At 43.2% G+C, this 20,675-nt stretch carries 19 protein-coding genes; 9 read left to right on the plus strand and 10 right to left on the minus strand.

The window, feature by feature from the left end:
* Positions 1 to 81: 81 nt before the first annotated feature.
* The 6 genes from P5G61_RS12855 to P5G61_RS12880 all read right to left on the minus strand — a co-directional run bounded on the left by P5G61_RS12855 (position 82) and on the right by P5G61_RS12880 (position 7,064).
* The gene (locus P5G61_RS12855; RefSeq protein WP_301246842.1) at positions 82 to 1,845 is read right to left on the minus strand and encodes a methyl-accepting chemotaxis protein; all 1,764 of its coding nucleotides are present in this window, start codon (positions 1,843 to 1,845) and stop codon (positions 82 to 84) included.
* 588 nt (positions 1,846 to 2,433) lie between these two features.
* Positions 2,434 to 3,555: an NADH-dependent flavin oxidoreductase gene (locus P5G61_RS12860; RefSeq protein ID WP_301246844.1), complete on the minus strand. Its 1,122-nt coding sequence runs from the start codon at positions 3,553 to 3,555 to the stop codon at positions 2,434 to 2,436.
* Between the two features lie 18 nt (positions 3,556 to 3,573).
* Positions 3,574 to 4,611 (minus strand): LLM class flavin-dependent oxidoreductase, encoded by a 1,038-nt coding sequence (locus P5G61_RS12865; RefSeq protein ID WP_301246845.1) that lies wholly within the window; start codon positions 4,609 to 4,611, stop codon positions 3,574 to 3,576.
* A gap of 97 nt (positions 4,612 to 4,708) precedes the next feature.
* Positions 4,709 to 5,716, minus strand: coding sequence for an LLM class flavin-dependent oxidoreductase (locus P5G61_RS12870; protein WP_301246846.1), 1,008 nt, complete (start codon positions 5,714 to 5,716; stop codon positions 4,709 to 4,711).
* 32 nt (positions 5,717 to 5,748) lie between these two features.
* Positions 5,749 to 6,720, minus strand: coding sequence for a TIGR03571 family LLM class oxidoreductase (locus tag P5G61_RS12875; protein ID WP_301246848.1), 972 nt, complete (start codon positions 6,718 to 6,720; stop codon positions 5,749 to 5,751).
* A gap of 20 nt (positions 6,721 to 6,740) precedes the next feature.
* On the minus strand, positions 6,741 to 7,064 hold the full coding sequence (locus tag P5G61_RS12880; protein ID WP_301247223.1) for an ArsR/SmtB family transcription factor: 324 nt from the start codon (positions 7,062 to 7,064) through the stop codon (positions 6,741 to 6,743).
* A gap of 619 nt (positions 7,065 to 7,683) precedes the next feature.
* Here P5G61_RS12880 and P5G61_RS12885 point away from each other — a divergent pair.
* A complete protein-coding gene (locus P5G61_RS12885; RefSeq protein WP_435874149.1) occupies positions 7,684 to 8,442 on the plus strand; it encodes a CAP domain-containing protein in 759 nt (252 codons plus the stop codon).
* 74 nt (positions 8,443 to 8,516) lie between these two features.
* Here P5G61_RS12885 and P5G61_RS12890 read toward each other — a convergent pair whose 3' ends face one another.
* Together P5G61_RS12890 and P5G61_RS12895 are read right to left on the minus strand one after the other, a co-directional pair.
* Positions 8,517 to 8,720, minus strand: a complete 204-nt coding sequence (locus P5G61_RS12890) for a hypothetical protein (protein WP_301246850.1) — start codon at positions 8,718 to 8,720, stop codon at positions 8,517 to 8,519.
* A gap of 239 nt (positions 8,721 to 8,959) precedes the next feature.
* A complete protein-coding gene (locus tag P5G61_RS12895) occupies positions 8,960 to 9,199 on the minus strand; it encodes a Rossmann-fold NAD(P)-binding domain-containing protein (RefSeq protein ID WP_301246852.1) in 240 nt (79 codons plus the stop codon).
* A gap of 240 nt (positions 9,200 to 9,439) precedes the next feature.
* Here P5G61_RS12895 and P5G61_RS12900 point away from each other — a divergent pair, with 240 nt between their 5' ends.
* The 5 genes from P5G61_RS12900 to P5G61_RS12920 all read left to right on the plus strand — a co-directional run bounded on the left by P5G61_RS12900 (position 9,440) and on the right by P5G61_RS12920 (position 15,868).
* Complete coding sequence (locus P5G61_RS12900; protein WP_301247224.1) at positions 9,440 to 11,179, plus strand: ABC-F family ATP-binding cassette domain-containing protein; 1,740 nt, start codon at positions 9,440 to 9,442, stop codon at positions 11,177 to 11,179.
* A gap of 365 nt (positions 11,180 to 11,544) precedes the next feature.
* Positions 11,545 to 12,384, plus strand: coding sequence for a methyl-accepting chemotaxis protein (locus tag P5G61_RS12905; protein ID WP_301246854.1), 840 nt, complete (start codon positions 11,545 to 11,547; stop codon positions 12,382 to 12,384).
* Positions 12,385 to 12,831: 447 nt separating this feature from the next.
* A complete protein-coding gene (locus P5G61_RS12910; protein ID WP_301246856.1) occupies positions 12,832 to 13,632 on the plus strand; it encodes a helix-turn-helix domain-containing protein in 801 nt (266 codons plus the stop codon).
* 83 nt (positions 13,633 to 13,715) lie between these two features.
* A complete protein-coding gene (locus P5G61_RS12915; RefSeq protein WP_301246858.1) occupies positions 13,716 to 14,744 on the plus strand; it encodes an alpha/beta hydrolase family protein in 1,029 nt (342 codons plus the stop codon).
* A gap of 35 nt (positions 14,745 to 14,779) precedes the next feature.
* Complete coding sequence (locus tag P5G61_RS12920) at positions 14,780 to 15,868, plus strand: DUF418 domain-containing protein (RefSeq protein WP_301246860.1); 1,089 nt, start codon at positions 14,780 to 14,782, stop codon at positions 15,866 to 15,868.
* 196 nt (positions 15,869 to 16,064) lie between these two features.
* Here the strand turns inward: P5G61_RS12920 and P5G61_RS12925 are convergent, their stop codons facing one another.
* Positions 16,065 to 17,066, minus strand: a complete 1,002-nt coding sequence (locus P5G61_RS12925; protein ID WP_301246862.1) for an alpha/beta hydrolase — start codon at positions 17,064 to 17,066, stop codon at positions 16,065 to 16,067.
* A gap of 25 nt (positions 17,067 to 17,091) precedes the next feature.
* On the minus strand, positions 17,092 to 17,985 hold the full coding sequence (locus P5G61_RS12930) for an MBL fold metallo-hydrolase (RefSeq protein WP_301246864.1): 894 nt from the start codon (positions 17,983 to 17,985) through the stop codon (positions 17,092 to 17,094).
* A gap of 254 nt (positions 17,986 to 18,239) precedes the next feature.
* Here P5G61_RS12930 and P5G61_RS12935 point away from each other — a divergent pair, with 254 nt between their 5' ends.
* The 3 genes from P5G61_RS12935 to P5G61_RS12945 all read left to right on the plus strand — a co-directional run bounded on the left by P5G61_RS12935 (position 18,240) and on the right by P5G61_RS12945 (position 20,493).
* The gene (locus tag P5G61_RS12935; protein ID WP_301246866.1) at positions 18,240 to 18,785 is read left to right on the plus strand and encodes a helix-turn-helix domain-containing protein; all 546 of its coding nucleotides are present in this window, start codon (positions 18,240 to 18,242) and stop codon (positions 18,783 to 18,785) included.
* Positions 18,786 to 18,966: 181 nt separating this feature from the next.
* Complete coding sequence (locus P5G61_RS12940) at positions 18,967 to 19,491, plus strand: DUF3231 family protein (protein ID WP_301246867.1); 525 nt, start codon at positions 18,967 to 18,969, stop codon at positions 19,489 to 19,491.
* 162 nt (positions 19,492 to 19,653) lie between these two features.
* Entirely contained in the window at positions 19,654 to 20,493 is an 840-nt protein-coding gene (locus P5G61_RS12945; protein ID WP_079345330.1) for a manganese catalase, read from the plus strand.
* The last annotated feature ends 182 nt before the right edge of the window (positions 20,494 to 20,675 follow it).

A 20,675-nucleotide genomic window follows, 5' to 3' on the forward strand; every position in this document is an offset into this window, starting at 1 on the left:
AACCACTTTGTCCTCGACTTTGCAGGAATGTTTCTTTTGGTATCCTGGTATATCGATTCCGTCTGTATGGGGGAGTCATTATTAAGAATCTGATTTACGGACTTCGATCTGAAATTGATCGGAGTATGATTTGAGGTTCCTTGAAAGACTGGCGAGCTGCCCGGAAATGTTCGACAGTTCGCTCGCCGAGCGTTGCTGCTCCACAGCACTTGCCGCTACTTCTTCGGCCATGGCTGAGGTTTCCTCGGTTGCAGAAGCAATAGAGCTCAAGTGCTGTTCCACTTCCTGACGGATAGAGTGCATATCCATCGTCCGGTTTTCTAAACGCTGAGCCAGCTCATGCACTTCGGTCGATAAGCGGCTAACCTGTCTGAATGCCTGGAGGCAATCAGCGATCTGTTCTTCCTGTTCCTTGACAGCCACCATATTCGAATCAAAATGACTGCCCATACGATGTATCTCTTGAACAAATGAACTCAGGATCTCATCAATCTCCTGGATCGAACGTTCGGATTGCTGAGCCAGCTGTCCCATTTCACCAGCAACGACCGCGAAGCCTTTACCCGCTTCACCAGCTCGGGCTGCCTCAATTGAAGCATTCAGCGATAGAATTTGAGTTTGTTTTAAAATATTGTGAATTTGACCGCTAATAGAGGAAGCGAGTTCCGATTGAGTCGTCAGGGACCTGGAAATTTCCTGCTGATGCTCAACACGCTTCGCATTCTCTTGGCTCTTTTCAAGCAGAACCTCATGTTCATGTGTAACTTGTACTTGCACGGCAGATAACTGCTCTGAAGTATGGGTGAACTGTTGCACATATGAACCTACTTCATCCATTATTTTGCCGAGACTCTCTGAGTGCTGGACGGATTGTTCTGTCTCTTCGGCCTGTTTCGTAGAGCCTATGGCAATTTCTTCGATCGCTCTGGAGAGTTCTTCGGACTGACGCTGATTCGTCTGAGCCGTTTCTGCAATATTTTTCGAGGACTGCTGCAACGTATTGGATCCTTGCTGTATTCCCATTAGAATGTTCGTCAATTGGGTAACCATGACATTAATCAAATCGCTGATATCACCGAGCTGATCATTTGTCATATGTGTGGATACGACTTTGAGATTCCCATCAGCAACCTGTTCGAGGCTTGACTTAATATCGCGTACTTGTCTGAGAATGCCTCTTACTACGAATAGCATCATGACCAAAGATAGAATCAGTACAACCACAAAAATCGGGATAATGGTCCGATATGCATTATTCAGGGATGTCGCAGAGACTTGATTCACTGCTACAGCAGAAATATCGATGCCCAGATAACCAATAACAGTACCTTGCGAATCCTTGATTGGTGTAAAGGAGGACAATAGCTGTCCCCAGGTGGGATCGTCTACAATGCCTGTCGTGACGACTTCACCGTTTAACAAGCGTTCCTGAATCTGGGGATTGAATTCCATTGCAGTCCCGTAAGGGCTATATTCCTGATCGTCCCAATCTGCTCCATCCACGGTGTAGATCCACCCGTCCGAAGTTTTGTTATACATATAAACATATAAGGCACCCGATTGATGCCTAACTTTAACGAGTTCGTCTCTAAGATGTTTGTATTCGTTGCTCTCCTCCGAAGCAGTAGAGGATAATGTCTTGATTAATTCCGATTCCTGGCCTAGTTGTGAAGCAGTATTCTCTGCCAGCTGCTGATTGTTATGCTGCATGGTCATTAATGAAGCATTTTTACTGGAGTCGATGGTGGTCCACATGATTAGCCCGCCCATGGCCAGTAGCGGAACCAGAATGATCAAATACAGTTTGAACCTTAAATCCATCTTTTTTTTGCGAGTCTGTCTCACGTTCTGTTCCCCCTTGGAAGTAGTAAAGCAATAGGGTTATTCGTATAACCCCATACTATTTATCGTAAAATTGAAGAGAGAAATGAAGACTAATTCTAGATTTATATTTACATATAGGCAGAGGGGCGGCATATTTTTTATCTTGAAACAAACAATTCATTTGAAATTGAAAGAATTTGTGGAACTTTTGCATAAGGATATTTAATGCATCACTTGAATTTAGGTAAAGCGGAGCGTGGTGTCTATGTCCACTTGAAGCAAGTACATGAATTGCTTACCGCCTTCATGGTTCCCATCATAAAACATATCCTTTCCTTACTAGTATAGCCATTGTGAGGCACCACTTAAAATTTGAGTAATGATGCGTCTAAATATTACTACATCGGAATACGGCTTGAGCAGGCTAATAGATCCAATCCTTTCTATTAAAGAAGGGAAACCACTAAGATGGTTTCCCTTTAAAATGTTCCTTCTTATTTTGTGTAGGTATATTCTTATCCTTGCTGAGCAAGGACAAGAATCATCACGATTCCCATTTTTTGTTGAACAATTCATGGAAGCAGAGATGGAATGAGATAAGTGAACTCCTTATACAATAGGAAGCCAGCCAGGGAAGCTAGTATAGTACTCCCACATTTTATCGGAAATGACCAGTTCTTTTTGATCTTTTTTAGATAATGTTGTACGGATTTTGTCTTCTTCACCAGCTTGTACTTTTTGTACCCACTGAGGTTCCATTATCAATTCTCTCCCTAAAGCGATTAAAGGTACACCTGTTTCAAATGCTTTCATCACTTCATCGGGTGTCCGCAGCATCCCAACACCCATCACAGGAAGACGATCGCCGACACGCTCATGGATCATAACAACACGGGATGTCTGATCGTTATCATCACGGATTGATCCGTTCCAAAAGCCGCCGACAGAAATATGGAGATAATCCAGGTCCTGGTCCGCTAACTTGTCCACTAATTGCAGCGTTTCTTCCATGGTGATGCCAGGATTCTCTCTTTCTTCAGGCGATAACCGATAGCCGATGATAAAAGGTTTTGTTGCATGGTCTGAAACTGCTTTTTTAACAGCGTCAACTACAGCAAGCGGGAAGGACATACGTTTTTCCAGTGTTCCACCCCACTTGTCAGTTCTGCGATTTGAGTGTGGAGAAAAGAATTGCTGAAGCAAATACGTATTGGCACCATGGATCTCAACTCCATCATACCCAGCTTCGATTGCTCTTCTGGTTGCTTCACCAAATGCTTTAATAATTTCATCGATTTCGTCTGCTGTCATTTCCCGAGGTACCACGGCATCGTCCCGGTCCGCTGCTACCGCACTCGGAGCAATGGGTTGACGATCGAGCAATTCTTCAGGCGGGCACATTCTGCCACCGTGAAAAATTTGTAAAATCGCCTTTGAACCTTTTTCCTGTATAGCTGTCGCCACACGTCTTAAACTAGGGATTAGGGAATCGGAATCTGCACCAAATTCACCCGGGAATCCTTTACCATTTCTGGTGACGTATGTGCATGCGGTGATTACCGCTCCCACACCACCGGCACGTTCTTGATAATACGCAACTTCTTCGTCTGATACTTCACCATTTTCATGTGCCGCCGTATTGGTCATGGGTGCCATGGTAATACGGTTCTTTATTTCAACTCCAGAACGGAAGGTAAAAGGTTTAAAAGCAGCTTCATATTTTGGATTCATCTTTTTTTCTCCTTTTGTTTACATCAAGTTTTGTTTTAGCTGAGTAATTTCTGCCAATATTTCATAGGAATGAAGGCGGGCCTTATGATCGTAAACCTGGGCGATTGCCATGATTTCATCGGCTTGACTTTCATCCAGAAACTTTTCCAGCTTTTCTTTTACGGTTTGAGGACTGCCGACAATCGAAGTTCCTAATTGATTCTCAAGAGCAGCTATTTCATAGTCTCTCGCTATATCATTAATATTATCCACTGGCGGTTGCAATGGGACTTCCTTCCCGCGCATCAAATTCAAGAACTGCTGCTGCAATGTTGTAGCGAGCCGCTCAGCTTCTTGATCTGTGTCGGCCGCAATGATGTTTAGCCCTACCATTGCATGCGGCTTGTCCAGTACTTTAGAAGGCTTAAACGAACGGCGGTACAGCTCGATAGCCGGCAGTGTGCTTTGAGGCGAGAAATGGCTCGCAAATGCAAACGGCAGTCCAAGCTCTCCTGCCATCTTGGCACTGTATCCGCTTGAACCTAACAGCCAAATAGGTATGTTTAATCCCTCACCCGGAATTGCTTTAACATGACTAAATCCTTGTGCCAGGGAAGAGTCAAAGTAATTCCGGAGCTCAGCCAGCTGCTCAGGGAAATCTTCTCCAGAACTTCTCAAGTCACGTCTTAATGCACGTGCGGTAAGCTGATCAGTGCCTGGTGCACGGCCCAAGCCAAGATCAATACGTCCTGGATATAATGATTCCAGAGTACCAAATTGCTCAGCAATAACAAGAGGTGCATGATTCGGCAGCATAATGCCACCTGAACCTACCCGGATTTTTGATGTTCCAGCTGCAACATGGGAAATGACTACCGATGTTGCAGAGCTGGCGATAAATGGCATATTATGATGCTCAGCGAGCCAATAGCGGTTATACCCCAGCTTTTCAGCGAGCCGGGCCAGCTCCAAAGTATTGCGGAAAGAATCAGCCGGCGTACTTCCGTCTGCAATTGGAGAGAGATCCAGGACCGAGAATGGAATATCCGTAATTTGTTTTGTATCATTTTCAGGCATATGCTCATCTTCTTTCTTTAAAAAATTCGTTTCAAACCTATAATTTAACTGATTTAATATCTGCAGAAAATACCTCCTTTATTAGACTAGACACTGTTTAATTTACTGCAGCCTGCGCCAAAATTTCATAAGAGCGCAGCCGTGCCTTATGATCAAAAATCTCTGTATGAGCCATAATTTCATCAGCGTCAGTCTTTTCTATTAACTCATGGAGCTGCTGCTTCACACCTGCGGGGTCCCCGATGATGGAAGTGAAAAGCTGTTCTTCAACCGCTCTGCGTTCATTATCGTTCCAAAGCTCGTCCATATTATCAACAGGAGGCAAAATGGGCGAAGACTGTCCGCGGGTTAACAAAAGAAATTTTTGATACATCGAAGTGGCAAGCCTTTGTGCCTCCTGTTTCTCATCAGCAGCCACCACTTGAACGGCTAACAGTACATAAGGCTCCACCAAAAATTGAGACGGACGAAAAGAATCCCGGTACAGTTGTATGGCCTCCATCATGTTACCTGGAGCAAAATGTCCAGCGAAAGAGAATGGTAACCCAAGTATTCCAGCCAATTGTGCACTATAAAACGCTGAACCTAACAGCCAAATTGGCACATTTGTTTTTTCGCCGGGAATGGCGTGAAAGCTAAATGAACCATTTTTAGTGGTTGTTCCTGTACCATAAAGATATGCGATAAGCTCCTCAAGCCGGGCATCAAATTCAGGTTCACCAGCAACCCGCTGCCGCAATACATTTGCTGTATATTGGTCGGTGCCAGGTGCCCGCCCCAATCCAAGGTCGATCCGGCCAGGGAAGAAGGTTTCTAATGTTCCAAATTGCTCAGCCACGGAAAGAGGAGAATAATGGGAAAGCAGCATTGCGCCTGATCCAATCCGCATTTTTTCCGTGACAGAGGCTACTCGTCCAATTACGATCGGGGATGCTGAACTCGCCATTCCTACCCAATTATGATGTTCAGCAAGCCAAAACCGTTTATATCCCCACTGCTCTGTTTTCTTTGCTAGATCAAGCGTATTTTGAAGGGAAAGTTCGGCTGATCCTCCCTCGACAATTGGGGAGGGATCTAGTACTGACAGTTCTATTTTTTTTGTCAAAATTCTTCCTCCTTTTATACAATTTAATTAATTTAAAGCTGGCCTGTACCTTTATGGGTTGGGAAGTAAGGTACAACAAATTCTCCAAGTTCCTGGATTACTTCCACTGGAGGGCGCTTGGAAAAATACAGAACAAACGCCAAATGGTTGACACCAATCGCTTGAAATTCATGAAGTAGATCAACTAAACGGTTTCTTCCCACGGAATAGCCTAAGGGTATGGGGACAGGCAATTCATCTGGATTTTCAGATAAATCGATGAAAAAGCTTTGAGAGAAGGGTTTGAAATCTCCTAGAGCATGAGCATGAACTTCAGTTAAAGCACGATAATCCTGAATAAGCTGCGCCTGTTGAATAATGCTTCTTGGGTATTGAAGCCACCCATCTCCATTCATGGCTATCCAATTGATAGTCTGATTGCTAAATCCAGTTACCATAGTCGGAATCGAAGATACAGGCTTTGGGATTAACCTCATATCTATACCATCGATCAGCCCGGCGTGGCTGTGGATTGTCGGCTGATCCTCTTTTAACAGCCGGTCGAGAATTTCGAAATTTTCTTTAAATAACGGGCCGCTTTCTTGCTTAGATATCCCTAAAGCTGTAAAGTCTTTTTCCCTGTCCCCTGATGCCACTCCCATAATCAATCGACCTGGAAATAATTGATCGATTGATGCAGCTTCCTTGGCTACCCTGACGGGGTGGCGCAAAGGGAGAACTACACTTCCTGTCACTAATGCAATGTGCTTCGTATAGGCAGCAAGATACGTCAAATAAATCCATAAATCGTATTTTTGACCGTTATCATCAATATTCAAATTCTGCATCGTAATATCACGGAGCCATAATGAAGCAAAGCCAAACTCCTCAATTTTACGGGCAAGCTCCAGCTGATTCTCCATAATCGGATTTTTAGACATCCTGGCAGTCGGGAGGACAAATCCGAGTGTCATTTTGTCCTTCTGGTACATGCTGTTATAGGCACGATGATTTTCAAAACTCACTCATGATCCTCCTTAAAGGGTTATATTTTTAAGCCTATATACTTTTCAAACTGTTTAATGGTTTCCTCATTGCGTCGATAATAAGTCCATTGTCCGATTCGTCTCATTTCCACCAGCCCGCTTTGCAATAGGATTGATAAATACTGGGAGGTAGTGGGCTGTGATAGTCCTGCTTTGCTGCGAATATCACTAACACAAACCCCGCCATCAAAGTCTTTTTCTTTGATGACATGGGCCTGCGGGGAAAAATTTTTATCAGGTTCTTTCAACATTTGCAGAATATTTACTCTTATTTGATTTGACAGAGCCTTGAAAATTTCAACCGCCTGTTCGTCATTTATGATAGTTGATTTCCGATTCAAGGGTTCCCGCCCCTTTCTAATCTTAATAAAATCTATTTTGCTTGGAATGCATATAAACTAATCGAACAAAAGTATATTGGTAATTTGCAATATCTCTATATTACTTTATTCTATACCAAAAATCAAATTGTATGCTTTAGACATGGCTAGGAAACGGCTTTAAAGGAACTACATAAATTAGCTTAGAGAACAGATGGCGGAGAGATGCGGATGTTATAGATGGGTTTCTATGGAGAAGAAAAATATGATATTTATTAAGCTGATACCTTTGATTGGGATAATGGATTTGAGTTTGCTGCAAGGATAGGGGACGAAGTAGTTAGGGATAGATCAGAAACAATTCGTAGGACTAGGATTGAAGGGCAAATGATTTACTTGAGGTACGGTGAACCGTTCATAAGTATGGCGAAATTTTTGGACTTAATGCTTGTGGGGCAAGGAGATAAATGCCCAATAGATGAACTACTTGTACGGTAGGTTCGTCGATAATCGCCTCATGCACGCCGTCGGCCAGAAAAGGAACGCGTTCCAGTTCTCGAATCGGTTGTATCTCATTCTGCCGAGTAGGGGGACAACAATTTGCACTTCGGTTCCGGTGCCAATGAATAGCGACAATGTAACCCGAGGAATAATAATCCAGGAAACTGAGATCGGCAGAACAAACGATCACGTGTCCTGTCCGTCATCAGTTTATCACGGCATCGAGGGTGTGGATACATTGAAAAAATATATCGCATTAGCAGGTATATTGCTGGCAACGGGCTGCGCGGCCAATCATAACATGGCACACCATCAAACGGTTCCCAAACAAGCGCGCGTTGAGACTCCCGCCGATCCTGCTGCACCGGCACCTACCGTGACACAGGCGTCGTCAATAGCTTCTCCTGGGACACGGAGAACATCTATATCGACCAAACAAGCGCCTGATGCAGCTCCAAAATGGCTCATAGGCGAGGAAAATCCGGCAGGGAATCCCGCGGAACAGACCGTAGATGCATCCCAATTTGAGCAGCATGTTCTGCAATTGGTGAATAAAGAAAGAGCTACGGCAGGTCTTAGTCCCCTTGGCATGGACGGTAAATTGTTCAAGATGGCTATGGCCAAGGCTCAGGATATGTTCGATAACAATTATTTCGATCATACGTCTCCGACGTACGGGTCCCCGTTCGAAATGATGGGCAAGTTCGGGATCGTTTATAGCGCAGCAGGCGAGAACATCGCCAAAGGCCAAACGTCCTTCGCAAGTTATGAACGAGTGGATGAACAGCGAAGGGCACAAAGCGAACATCTTGAACAGCAGCTTTACAAAATCGGTATTGCTTACTTCAAAGGCGAGTGGGTACAAGAATTTACCGGCTGACTCACTTTCCCTCACCGTATATCTTGTTTATTGGGTTATTCCGCCCGTTCGTTCAACGAGAACTTGCGCTCCCATCAAAATTGCGCAAGATGGGCACTGATTATTTTCCCGCTTCCTAAAGCCTTTAATTGTTGTGAAAGTGGAATTGTTCTTTCCCCAGGAAATGCGCCCCAAAAATAATGAAATAAGTGCCATTGATCTGATAGATAACATAATGCAGCAGTTTTAACAGCAATGGTTAAAGAAAGCACAACGATAAGTGCTGTTCTAGCTGCCATCAACACCCTAAAATAAGTGGGACAAAACCGTCTGAGGTGTAAATGTTTCTAAGGAGGTCGTTTTTTTGATAAACGCGGATGAAAGAAGGAGTGCAAACTTAGGCGCGTTCACCAAGAATTTTGAGTTTGCAAATTGCACTAATCCTCTCCCAAATGTCCCACGCTCGGTATCTGAAGACGGTGGAGAAGGAGGGAGGAGCAGAATCTTTTCGCCGATAGACCCGTTAAGGTGAACCGTATCATAAATAGGGCGATTTTTTTGTTTGGCTAATGCAGGGAGTGTTGAAGAACTCTCGAGCAGCATTTGCTGCAGTCGATTTCATCAGCTCAATGTTCATTGCCGCTGCGTTGCGCATATCAACCCCATATAGTTGCGAATCTGCCATAGCTCTATCGTCGCGAAGCATGGCATTAGTCATATCCTTGTGCCAAGGTACAATGCTTGGTTCCATAATATGCGTAGGATGGATCGTTGTCATGATTTTGTTTGATGTATTTTCATGGGATTGGATAAACGTCCAGCTGCTGCGTATTCCATCCCTTTTGAAACCATATTGTGGTCGAACGAGCCACCATTCAAAGAAAGTATTAGAATTTCGAAGTGGGGCAAGGGCTACAAATGCATTGAACTTGGGGGTAAACAGTGTTACTCTAAAAGTCTGTGTTCGACAAGATATTCAATAATAGTCACCATTTTAGTTATAAAGAAAGGTAACACTATGATAAAAGTTGATAACATATCCTTCTCATTTCCGCAAAAGGAACTATATAAAGACATCTCCTTTACGCTTGAAGAGGGACAACATTGCGCTTTTATAGGAACAAGCGGCAGTGGGAAAAGTACACTGATCGATATAATCATGGATCCGGAAAGGTATTTGTTCGATGGCAAGTTAGAGATAGACCCAGATTACAGAATCGGGTATGTCAGTCAGTTCTTGCAAGTCGACAAAACGAAAGAAATGACCGTCTTTGAATATATCGGAGAAGAATTTATTAAGATACAAGATGAAATTACATCGATTTATGCTGAAATGGAAACCACATCAGATATGGATACGTTGCTGGAAAAGGTTCAATTCGCTTTAGACGCATTCGATTCGATGGATGGGGATAATTTCGAAAACACCATTAATAAGCAACTAAACCTGGCCAACCTCATGAAGCTCAAAGATCTTAGTATATCCGACGTGAGTGGTGGGGAATTCAAACTTATTCAAGTGATGAAGGAAATGCTTAATCGTCCAGACTTATTGATTATGGATGAACCCGATGTATTTTTGGACTTTGAAAACCTAAATGCGCTTAAAAAACTTATTAATTCCCACAAGGGAATGCTGCTAGTTGTTACGCACAACCGATATCTATTGAATCATTGCTTCAACAAAATTATACACCTTGAAAACACGGAGATCCAAGAGTTTGATGGGCGATATATTGATTATAACTTCTCGCTGCTTCAGACTAAGATCGAGCTGCAAGAAATCGCGGTTGCTGAAGCTGAAGAAATTGAGAGATACGATCACATCATCGACAATCTTAGAGAGATCGCCACGTATAATTCGGAAGCCTCCAGAGGCAGAGCGTTAAAAGCCAGAGTTAGGTTTCAAGAAAGATTGGAAGCCCGTAGAATCAAAGCGCCATTTGTTGATATTAAGCAGCCGGATATTACGTTTGGTATCGATCATGAAATGGAAGACACCGTTGTAGTAAATGTCCATGATTATAGTGTTTCCTTTGATGAGCTGCTTTTAGAAAATGTTAACTTTGAGATCAAATCTACAGATAAAGTAGCTATTATCGGCCCAAACGGTACCGGTAAAACGACTTTGCTTCGGGAAATCTTTAAAAACAATCATGATTCCATTGAAATCAATTCTGATGTTAAAGTGGCTTATTTGTCTCAGCTTCAAGGCGAAACGCTAGAGGATTCCAATACGATACTTGATGAATTTATCGATGCCGGGTTTAAAACGTATGATGAGATCAGATCGTATATTTCAAACTATGGCTTTGAAGGAGAAATCCTTGATCAAAAGATAGAATCTTTATCTGGTGGAGAAAAAAACCTGCTTCAATTGGCTAAAATTTCTGCTAGCAAAGCAAACGTATTGCTTCTTGATGAACCGACAAGCCATTTAGACACCTATACACAAATAGCACTGGAGAAAGCCATTGAAGACTATAAAGGTGCGATTCTCATGATTTCTCATGATTTCTATTCTGTTGTAAATGGTATGGATTATGTTTTAATCATTGACGATAAAACGATTAGAAAAATGAATATGGAAGAATTTAGAGAGATGATTTATGCGAGTCACTTTAATAGAGACTATTTAGAAACGGAACAACAGAAAAAATCAGTTGAAATGAAAATAGAATTGGCTTTGAAAGATACCAATTTTGAATTTGCAAAAGTATTAGTGGATGAGCTAGAAGAGATAATTAAGTTGCTTTAAATTAGTTACAGCCAAAAGGGCTAAAGTGAATTAGTTTGAGTCAACGATGAAACATGATGTGGATGGAAATGTATCAATGAAAAAGACACTGATGAATAAAATATCAGTGTCTTTTTCATTGATTTCTTGATAGCTCTTGCCAAGAGGGAAATATCAGTACCAACTACGTGAAGAAAATACAGGTACCAAGATCATCCATCCGTAAACGTTTTTGATCGTCGTGTCTTATGTATTGGCCCTCGGAGCAACAACCATATCTATGTAAAGTATACGAAATGCGCTTAACAATGAAATAACATTTTAAAGGTACAATATTATTTGAGTACATAAAGTGGAGTTATTATGCGTACAGAGGAGAGGTTTAATTGGAACTCACAGCAAGTCACTCTGAATTATTGGAGAGTATTTTCAAAGCTGCGCCGTTTTTTGCCCAGCTTTGCCAGAAAGAAGATATTGCGCTAGCTATCTCTGACAAAGAGAAATTAATATTTTATTCGCCAGACCGCAGCAATCCATTGGATGTAAAACCCGGTTCACTAATCTCCAAAGGTCAAGGTATTGAAATTGCGATGACAACCAGACAAATGGCCATCAAGTCTATTCCGAAAGAAGTGTTTGGCATCCCATCGCGCACAATTGCCATTCCTGTAATCAATGAGAACGATGAGGTGGTCGGCGCGATTGCGTTCGGAGTTAGCTTGGCTAGGCAGTCCAAACTGTCTGACTTGGCAGAAATGCTCGTCTCAGCCAATACACAAATTACGGCAAGTATAAGCAATTTGCTAGAAACGTCCAAAGAGCTTAGGGAAGCACAGGAATCGATGAGCAAGTCAGCGGATCAAACGAAGAAAGAAGTTCTGGAGACAACGAAGATTACCGATGTGGTAAAAAGGATCGCCACGCAGACGAACATCATTGGACTTAATGCTGGTATTGAAGCGACACGTGCAGGCAACGCAGGTAGAACGTTCCAGGTTGTAGCCAACGAAGTGCGCAAGCTGGCCGGCGATAGTGTGAACGCGGTACAGCAAGCCGAAGAGCGTATCGGCCGCATGAGGGAGAAGGTTGAGACGATTCTTTCCAAAACCTCCACGGTCGATGCGACGGTGTTGCGTCAGTCCGTGGAATTCAAGGAAATTGAAGAGACGCTAGCCAGTCTAAATGATTTGTCGAATCGCTTACTGGAGGCTTCAAGAAATTTTTAAGTATAATAGGGCAGTTCCTGGTCCAATGTGTATCTAGATGCAATTGTCCGTATCAGGATGAACGTATCAAAGAAGAAGTTCAATCCATGGTTCCTTTTACATCTCAGAAGATTGCAATTTTTATTATGAGCACCCCAGATAAAGAGAATATACAGCTTCAACGATCAGTTGATAAATATGTAAACAAATTGAGTTTTTAAAACCCGTTGGGCTAAATCAACGGGTTATTTTTTACTGTGTGTGGTTGGTAAACAAACGATGGTGATATCAACCGCACTAATTTTGTGGCTTTTTTTGATATATAGATACACCTTTTGTTGGAAGTTAGACAAGCACATACTTCGAGAGAAGCGATTCAAATTCTTTTTTTATTTATCATGACTTGACCTTAGGTCTGACCTAAGGTATATGCTTAACTCATATTCAAGGAGATGGGGGAGAAAACAGTTGAAACCGGAAATTACCATTAGCGAGTTCGCCAAACTCATGGGTGTATCCGTGCATCAAATTCGCTATTTCGAGGAAAAAGGCATATTGTATCCGTCCTACATGGACGAAAATCAATATCGGATGTATGGCATTCATGAGATTTATCGGCTTTCACATATTTTGTTGCTTCGAAAGGCGGGCTTGTCTGTACAAGCTATTCGGGATTGGAGTGACCAAGGGACGCCGGATGACATGAAAGAATTGCTCGAACAGTCTGTTTCCAAGATCGAGGAGGAGATGCACAAGCTTCGAAAATTAAGCGATTTGATCGGGAAGGTGCTGGACGAGAACGAGCGATATGGACAGAAGACACCTTCCTTTCAGGTGATTCAACGTGATTCGTTCGCTCTGTCTTCATGGTTCGAAATGGACATTGAGACCGAGCTAAATGCTCGCATGTTGACCGAGCAGCAGGATAAGTTGCCAACACTGTTCGAAACCGACATTCATTACATATACGAAGGTGGATCTCGTGTGAGGTTGTGCACCGAAGCGCAAGACACTCCAGGAGACATTGTGTTGCGAGCTGGCGAGTATTTATCATACCGTTTCTCGATCCAGGGGGAAGAAGGGCTTGAGCCACATACCGCTCAATTTCAAGCCTTTGCAGATTGCAATAAACTGAATTTGACGGTACCCCAAATTCTTGTGGAGAAGTCATACTTGTCGCTGTTTACACAAGAAAGCATACATTACGAACTGCTTGCTCGTATTGATTCAGTCGAAAATGACGCTGGGGAAAAGGGGGAGAATCAGTGAGCATCCGGCCAACAATTCATATGGAACGAATTTATATGATTCGCTAAATATAGAATGAAAATGGGAAAGGAATGTCGATAAAAATGAAGAAAAAATGGGGGATTTCACTCTTAATCATCCTACTGTTCTTTGGAGGAACGGGTGCATATATTTTAAAACAGAACAGTTTTGACATGATTGAACAAGCCGTAGAAATTAGCACGCCACAAGGCAAGCTGACGGGAGTGCTAACATTACCTGAGCACTATAGCAGCAAGCTTGGTTTGGTGTTGTTTATTCATGGAGATGGTGCAATTGATGCAACGCACGATGATGGATATAAACCGCCTTGGGAACGACTTGCTTCGCTGGGCTATGCTTCATTGTCGATGGACAAACGCGGAATTGGCGAATCAGATGGTAACTGGCTGGACCAGACTATGGAAGATCGAGTGGAGGAAGCACAACAGGTGTTGACCTGGGCGAGGCAGCAGCCGGAAATCGACGCGAATCGCATCGGCGTATGGGGTGCGAGCCAGGCAGGATGGGTTATTCCCAAACTGGCGGGCAAAGAACAGTTAGCCTTTAGTATTCTCGTCTCTCCAGCAATCAATTGGCTGACACAGGGGGAATACAACACGCGTAGTCAAATGACAAAAGAAGGTCGATCCTCGCTTGAGATTGAGGAGCAGGTGAATGCAGATAACCGTATTAAGGATTTGCTAAAGGCAGGCGCTTCCTATGCTGAATATGTGAGTGCTGCGGACCCTGACAATGTCATGTCCAAAGATCGGTGGAACTTCGTGAGCAAGAATTATCTTGCCGATGCTACCAACGATATTTCCAATTTCAATTCGCCGGTCCTTCTCATGCTTGGAGATCATGATATTCATGTGGATGTAAAGGAAACAGAAAAAGTATACAAGGAACACATATCCCCATCCGATCTGTTACATGTCAAAATATTAAAGGCTGCAGAGCATTCCATGCTCACTACTGCGACAGCCGATTCGCCCACGCGTGCTTTGTTGATTAGCCTGTTTGCGCCGAGGGATATTACAGTCAAGGGATACATGGAGGAAATTACTCATTTCCTGCAATCCAATCATCTAACGAATGCGGTGCAGCCATAAAATCGGATAACATCCAGGCTGCCAGGGGGGAAGATATGAAAGTCAAGGTACCGAATGGAAGAATCATCGGCCTGGACCTGGCTAGAGCGATGGCCATTATAGGTATGATGATAGTCAATTATAAATTAGCTATGGAGGCTCAAAATGGAGGACCTCAATGGTTGAGGTTTGCAACAGAACTTTTCGAGGGTAGAGCTTCCGCGCTGTTCGTCATTCTTGCGGGCGTGGGTGTGTCCCTCATGACAGCCCGTGCGAGAGCTTCTGGAGAAGTGAAACAGTTGAAGGCAATCCGAAGAACGCTATTACGCAGGGCTGCATTTCTGTTCTTAGCCGGGATCGGGTTGCTAGTCATGGGCTGGAGCGCGGACATTCTTCACTATTATGCACTGTTCATTGCGCTATCGGCCTTGTTACTCCGATTATCGGATAAAACGATTTTCACATGGATGATATTAATTCTGATAACAACGGCGATTCAATTGATATATCTTGACTACAGTTACGGTTGGTCAGAAAATTATCATGAGTATGTTAGGCTCTGGACATGGTCCGGATTTGTACGAAATCTGCTGTTTAACGGGTTTCACCCCTTTTTTCCATGGTTTGGCTTCTTTCTGCTTGGATTGTGGATCGGGCGCAAGGATTGGCTGAAACAACAGGATAACAGAAACCGATTGCTTGGAATTACCATCGTTATTACGATAATGGCGGAGCTCTTTTCACACCTTATCATTCGTGAACTTACACCGGGTCTGGGGTCTGAGGCCACGCAATCGCTCTTTGGCACTAAACCGATGCCGCCCAATCTGATCTATTTCTGTTCGGCAGCCGCATCGGCGCTGTCCATAATGGTCCTGTGCATTCAAGTGGGTAAGCGATGGAAAGAGAGTAGATGGATGCAAGCATTAGTCAGCACGGGCCAGCTGTCCCTTACCCATTACGTTGCTCATATTGTGCTTGGTCTTGTCCCGCTTCAATGGCTAGGACTGTTAGAGAATGGAAGTGTTGTATTTTCTACGATCTACGCTTTCCTTTTCTATGTTGCTATGATAATCGCATCGGTGTATTGGAAGAAACGTCATAATCGTGGGCCGCTGGAACTATTAATGCGAAGTTGGGAATGAAAGCTATAGGGGCAACGGAATGTTCAAACCGAATGATTCTGCTTCCCGCGCTGAGTCAGTTGCGCTGAGTATTCGCTTGTTGGATAAACTGCTTGCAATATTAGTGAGATTTTAAGAAGAAGTATTCATTCTGACACCCGCAGCAATACGCTGCGGTTGTCAGAATGAATGTAATGAAATCCGCTGATTGCGTTGTTTATTGACCCGCTGGTGTGTAATTCTCGTCTAGAAAAGATTGAACAGCTTGGAACGCCTGAACTCTATTTTTCTCGAGCAGTACCATGTGAGTTCCTTCTCCGATTTCCACCCAACGGCGATATGAGGCTCCGGTTAAGGAAGTAAAGAAATTTTGAGCCAAATCTAACGGTACATCAATATCCCACTCCGCATGAATTAGGAGGACAGGTACGGTGATATCTTTAGGTTCGTAGAAGGCTTTGCCAACCGTCCAATATTCACGTATGTCTAGAATTGGCCCGTTGGTAGCGCGGATATGCTCAGGATGTACGGTCTTGCTATTAGGATCGGAAGCCAGTGTTGCTTCAACCCATTTCTCAAACCAACCGTCAGGGAGCAAGCTGTCACGTTTCCCTTCAGGAGCAGCACTTAACCAGCGTTCTTTAGTAGTACCTGCTGGTACAAGGCGGTAAGAGCCAAGCGAGCCGCCAGTATCAATAGGGATTGGTTTATTGCTCAGCCACTGAGGAGCAATAAGGGTTAACTTGTTCACTTTGTTGTTATTAAGGCTTGTATATGCTCCAGCCACTGTGCCGCCCCAAGACATCCCAAGTACATTGACCTTCGATAGATTGCGGTGCTTCAGGACGAAGTCTACAGCCGAGCCAAAGTCACGAACTCCGGTTTCTGTACGGACAAGCGGAGGATTCTGATCGGCAGGTTGATCCATTTCTGGCGGTCTTGTGGATCCACCATAGCCACGAACATCTACACCATAGACGTCATAGCCGTGACTAGCGAGGTAATCAAGGAAAGTAAAACCGTCTAGCTCCACATCGTATAAACTACCAATTGGATAAGTAGCACCATGGACCATGACGATTGTCTTCTCATTAGAGAAGACAGTCATAGATGCAGGACGTTTATTAAGGAGCGATAGCTCAATCCCCGGCGTATCGCTGGCAATGTTAAATTTCTCAGATACGATGGAGATAGATTTGTTGAATGTATGGTTAGACATCATATTTTCCCCTCTCTTTCTTGTATTAGATAAAGTGCCAGTTGAAGCTATCTTGGCTTCTAGTGACATAACCGGCTGAGCTCTCTGGGAAATGCGTACTGAAATAAATAATTGGACGATCGGCGATGTATTCCAAAGCCCAGAGGCGCGATATTCGAGCCTGATCACCAAATTCACAGTACATAGAATTCCAATCTGGCCTCATGACTTGGAACGGATGATGCATGATATCGGCCCCGAACAAAGCTTCTTCATCACCTGATGAAAGACGAATGGACATTTGTCCAATACTGTGACCTGGAGTCGGAATGAATGTAAATATATCTAGAAATTCTCCGCCTTCTGGACCGATTGTTTCCGTCATGCCTGCCTCAATGATAGGAAGTACACTCTCTTCGTAAACGTTGAAGTTCGCTTCATTTTCTTTGGTATGGCTCGCTTCGCTGGAGTAATACTCTTGTTCTTTAATAGGAAATACGTACTTTGCATTCGGGAATGTCGGTACCCATTTTCCGTCAACCAGCTTTGTATTCCAACCGACGTGATCCACATGCAAATGAGTTAGTAACACGTAATCGACTTCTTCTGGAGTAACATCTGCCTCTTGAAGTCGCTCGAGATAAGGTAGATGCAGATTAGCAAGGTCCGGATTCAGTGGCAGATTTTTATCATTACCTGTCGCTGTATCAATAAGAATTGTATGTTGGGGTGTTTTCACGACCCAGGTGCCAATACTGACGATAAGTTGAGAGTTTTCATCAATCAAGCCCTCTGAGAAGGATTCTTTGTTCGCTTCCAAAAAAGAGGGATCCCATGTACCTGGAAAATAAATTTCAGGTGGAACACCACTGATTACCATTTCCGTGACTCGGGTAACAGTAGTATCGCCTACGGTGTAAATCTTAGGAAGCTTAGTCATATGGTTCATCGCCTTCCTTTAAAATTTCGCTGAAAATGAAATGTTATATGGAAAAGAATTATGTGTAAATGTCCTGGGATGATATTTTCACATCTGCCTTGTTAAAATCTTAGTCCAATAATGCTGGTAAATCAACGTTTTTGCACCGAAATTGAACCTTCGTAAGAAAGCTTGCTATTACTCAATATTTTGATTATTATCAAATATAAATTTCGCTGGCAGCGAAAAAAATGAATGTGTAGGAGAAATGAAAGATGAATTCTATAGGTGAGGTCATTAGAAATACCCGCAAAAAACAGAAATTAACACTAAAAGAAGTGGCAAAGGCAGGCTCCATTTCATTATCTTTTCTCAGCGAAATTGAACGGGACAAAGCGAATCCATCGATCAGTGTTCTAAAAAGGATTGCCAATGCGTTGAATGTTAATTTTACTGATCTATTTGGAGAGAAAGAGCAAAGCATCGTTGTGAGAAAAAACGAACGTAAACCATTGGTACATTCTGAAGGATCACGTATTACGTGGTATTCCCTTAGCCAGGGAAGTAGAAATAAGATGGGACCCATATGGGGGGTTCTTGAAGAGGGTGCCACTTCTGGTGATGTTGGTGTAGGACACAGCGAAGGAGAGGAATTTCTGTATGTCCAGTCTGGGTGCTTGGAGTTTATGCTTGGGAATGATAGATATACGCTAGAAGAGGGAGATAGTATTTATTACGATGCTAAGACGCCGCATAGCTATAAGAATGTATGGCGAGGAGAGACCCTGGTCATTGCCGTATCGACGCCTCCAACTTTTTAAGTTGAAATTAATGCGCTTAATTTAATTGTCTCAATCATGGAATCCCGGACTATGCTCATTAGGAAGCTCCGGCATATACGGAAGCGGAAATCCTTAACCAATGTTTGGTTGCTCACAAGAATATAATGATTTGATTTGGTGAAACATAATTCGGTAAAACGACATCGTATTAGGAGGAGAATTGAAGAGGGGCATTTTGAGTGGCAATCCCAAAAATGAACCGCTGCATTATGGAGAAATTTTTAGTGTATGGCAATGCTCCATGGTTGCCAAAGGAGCCATTTCCTGTTATCAAGCATTCTTGAATCATGCAGGTGACAAGGATCTTAAGAAACTTCTGGATGATCTTCTGGATCAAGCCAAACTTGAAATTAAAGAATGTGATACCCTGTTGACCGAAAATGGCATTGCACCTGCCCCAATGTTGCCAGAACGACCTCCGGTGAAATTAGATGATATTCCGGCTGGCGCTAGATTCACGGATCCTGAAATTGCAGCCAAACTGGCAGCCGATACTTCATTAGGGTTAGTTGCAGCGAGTCAAGTCATTGGACAATCTATCCGAGAAGATATCGGTGCATTATTTGCCAAATATCATGTAACCAAGACGGCTCTAGGCGTTAGAATACTGCAAATGAACAAAGAGAAAGGATGGCTAGTGCCTCCACCTCTTCAAATCAAAAGACCCGAATCTGACGAAACATAAGCAAAAATATGTTTTACTAAATGATTAGATTGTATTTAGAGACCAAGAATGGAGGTACTGCCTCTCCATTCTTGGTCTTTTTGTTATAATCCCTTGTTTAAAATCATTTGAGAAGGTTAAATACATTTTGAAATTGATCAACTACTTAATGGAGGGATTCATATGTTTCGACACCAGAAAGAGTTACAATTTGAGGTAAAAGTAGATCGCCCGGATCCCGTATTTGCACGCCAAGTCCAAGAGGTGTTAGGTGGACAGTTCGGGGAAATGACCGTTATGATGCAGTATCTTTTTCAAGGATTTAATTGTAGGGGCGAAGAAAAATACAAAGATATGCTCATGGATATCGGTACGGAAGAGATCGGCCATGTCGAAATGCTCTGCGCATTGATTAGCCAATTGCTGGATGGGGCAACACCTGCTGAGCAACAAAAAGCAGCTGAAGATCCGGTTACAGCAGCCATAATGGGCGGTATCAATCCCCAACACTTACTTGTAAGCGGTCTGGGTGGTTTACCTACTAACTCTAACGGTGTACCTTGGAACGGTTCATACATCGTGGCAAGTGGTAACCTTCTTGCAGATATGCGATCCAACCTGCATGCCGAAAGTCAGGGTCGACTTCAAGTGGCTAGACTCTATCATATGACTACCGATGAAGGTGTCCGTGCAACTTTCCGTAAAATGTTGGCACGTGACCGTTACCATCAATATCAATGGATGGCCGCGATCCAAGAACTGGAGGAGAAGAACGGAGTCGTGGTACCGGCTTCATTCCCACCTGAGGCAGAACAGGAATCCCAACCTGAAGCATATGAGTTCTGGAATCTCTCTGAGGGAACTGAATCAGGTGAGGGTTTATGGGCCAAAGGGAGTGCTCCCGATGGAACCGGAGACTTCGTGTATATCTCCAATCCTGTACCAAAAGGACAAATTTATGAGCCTGTCATCCCGGCGACAGAACTTCACCATGATTTGAATGGAAAAACTTCTGATAAATAATAGTGTAACAGCTTTAAAATAGAGTAATTTCACGTTGTACCAAATAACTAAAAAGAGCAAAAACCTTAGAGAGATATTGCACATGCAGTATTCTCTAAGGTTTTTGCTTTTTTATAAGTATACTTATGGTGTTCAGAAATATTCTGAACTTTAAGGGGCACTCTGGGAATTGCGATAATTGT

Origin of the sequence: Paenibacillus vandeheii (assembly GCF_030433635.1) — a bacterium.
Lineage (GTDB): Bacteria > Bacillota > Bacilli > Paenibacillales > Paenibacillaceae > Paenibacillus > Paenibacillus vandeheii.